This is a genomic window from Pseudonocardia pini (assembly GCF_013870575.1).
In the GTDB taxonomy this organism is placed as follows: Bacteria; Actinomycetota; Actinomycetes; order Mycobacteriales; family Pseudonocardiaceae; genus Pseudonocardia; species Pseudonocardia pini.
The window spans coordinates 1-2,191 of sequence record NZ_JACBXB010000856.1; the positions used below are offsets into that span (position 1 = coordinate 1).

Sequence of the window (2,191 nt, forward strand, 5' to 3'; positions counted from 1 at the left end):
CCGCCCGATCGGCACGATCCGCTGCTTGCCGCCCTTGCCGCGCAACAGGACCGTCCGGTCGCCGGTGTCCAGGTCGTCGAGGTCGAGCCCGACGGCCTCGGAGATCCGCGCGCCGGTGGAGTAGAGCACCTCCAGCAGCGCGCGGTCTCGCAGGTCCCCCGGCCCCTCGCCCACGCAGCCCGCCAGCAGCTGGTCGACCTGGTCGACGGTCAGGGTGCTCGGCAGCGTGCTGCGCAGCGTCGGCGCGGTGACGCCGCGGGCGACGTCCACCGGGATCTGACCGTCTCGCGTCGCGAATCGGTGCAGGCCGCGCACGGCGGCCAGCGCCCGGGCCGCGGACGAGGCCGCGAGCGGGGTCGGCCCACTGCGCAACGCCGCGACGAACTCCCCGACGTCCGTCTCGCGCACCGCGCCGAGCTCCGCGATCCCCCGCTCGTCCAGGTACCCGCGGTAGCGGTCGAGGTCGTTCCCATAGGCGCGCAACGTGTTCGCCGAGCTCCCCCGTTCGACGGCGAGGTGCGCGAGGAAGGCCTCGACCGCCTGGCTCACGCTCATGGCAGGTTCGGGACGACCTCGCGCTCGAACAGCTCGATGCCCGAGCGGTCGTAGGCGGCCTCGGGGAAGTAGAAGATGCCGTAGGTCATGCCGCGCTCGGCCATCGCGGCCAGGTTCTCCACGATCTGCTCCGGCGTGCCGACCCCGGGGAGACCGCGGTAGCCGTCGAGCTGGCTCTCGGCCCGCTTGTCGCCGACGTAGGGCCGCAGCCGGTCGACCATCTGCTGCAGCTTCTCCTCGACCTCGGCCTCGGTGGGCGCGATGGCCACGTTGTAGTTCGCCGACCGGACGATGGCGTCGAAGTCCGTCCCGACCGCGTCGCAGTGCCGGGCGAGGATCTCGGACTTCGCGGTGAAGCCCTCCGGCGTGCCCACGAAGTTCGTGAAGTCCGCGTACCTCGCCGCGATCTTCAGCGTGACCTTCTCACCGCCGCCCGCGATCCACAGCGGGATCCCGCCGGGCTGCAGCGGGCGCGGCTCGCAGATGGCGCCGTCGACCTGGAAGTGCTTGCCGTCGAGGGTCGCGACGCCGTTCTCCCAGGCCTGCCGGAAGATCTGCACGCCCTCGTCGAGCATCCCGAGCCGGTCCCCCGCCGACGGGAAGCCGTAGCCGTAGGCGCGCCACTCGTGCTCGTACCAGCCGCCGCCGATGCCCATCTCGACCCGGCCGCCGGAGATGACGTCGATGGTCGCGGCCACCTTCGCCAGGTAGGCCGGGTTGCGGTAGGCCATGCAGGTGCACATCTGGCCGAGCCGGACGCGGTCGGTCACCGCCGCGAACGCCGCCATCAGCGACCACGCCTCGTGGGTGGCCTGGTCGGTGGGCTTCGGGACGGTGTGGAAGTGGTCGTAGACCCAGATCGACTCCCACGGGCCGGCGTCGGCGTGCGCCGCCAGGCCCTTCATCACCGCCCACTGCTCGGCGGGGTCGATGCCGACGAGATCGTGCCGCCAGCCCTGGGGGACGAAGAGACCGAAGCGCATGGGCGGAGCCTATGCCGACGAGAAGACGGTTTCGCGGGGTACCGTCGACCGGGTGACGGAGCCCGCACCCCGCCCCGAGCGCCCGCCGATGCGGATCGGCAACGTCGAACGCGAGGAGGCCGCGCAGGCGCTCGCGGAACACTTCTCGCACGGCCGGATCGACGGCGAGGAGTACGAGGAACGCATCGCGCTCGTCTGGGCGGGGAAGACCACACAGGACCTCGCGACCGCACGGGCCAGCCCCGCGACGGCGGCCTCGACGTCACCCGCGAGCCAGGCGTCGAGCCCCGCGAGGTCGTGGCGGGTGGCGTGGATGTGGGCGGGGAGGACCGACAACCGGAGGGCCTCGTCGAGGATGTCGGCCGCTTCCTGGGCGCGGTCGGCGTAGACGCGACCCCGGGCGACCCACATCAGGGCGTGTCCACGGTGCCCGTCGAGGCGCAGCCGCGTCGCCTGCTCGGCACACCTCTCCCCGCGGGCGCCGGCTCCGACCATGCCCTCGGTGTTCGTGGCCAGGGCGGTCAGCTGCAGGGACAGGCCCAGCGCGGTACCGAGCATGCCCGCCTCGACGGCCAGGCTCTCGGCCTGCCGCAACGCCTCGCCGTCGCCCGCCTCGAACAGGTCGGTCAGGCCGAGCTCGGACAGCACCCGGA

4 protein-coding genes are annotated in these 2,191 nt (G+C 72.8%); 2 read left to right on the forward strand and 2 right to left on the reverse strand.

Going from position 1 to position 2,191, the window contains the following annotated elements; all coding sequences use genetic code 11:
- Window positions 1-555: site-specific integrase (locus tag H5J29_RS29960; protein WP_181784323.1), on the reverse strand; the 555-nt coding region annotated here is incomplete at its 3' end.
- Entirely contained in the window at window positions 552-1,538 is a 987-nt protein-coding gene (locus tag H5J29_RS29965) for an LLM class F420-dependent oxidoreductase (RefSeq protein WP_181784324.1), read from the reverse strand. The genes H5J29_RS29960 and H5J29_RS29965, both read right to left, overlap by 4 nt.
- Window positions 1,539-1,626: 88 nt before the next feature.
- Here H5J29_RS29965 and H5J29_RS29970 point away from each other — a divergent pair, with 88 nt between their 5' ends.
- Together H5J29_RS29970 and H5J29_RS34495 are read left to right on the forward strand one after the other, a co-directional pair.
- On the forward strand, window positions 1,627-1,926 hold the full coding sequence (locus tag H5J29_RS29970) for a DUF1707 SHOCT-like domain-containing protein (protein ID WP_220188108.1): 300 nt from the start codon (window positions 1,627-1,629) through the stop codon (window positions 1,924-1,926).
- Between the two features lie 29 nt (window positions 1,927-1,955).
- On the forward strand, window positions 1,956-2,191 hold a 236-nt coding region (locus tag H5J29_RS34495), incomplete at its 3' end, for a hypothetical protein (RefSeq protein ID WP_220188107.1).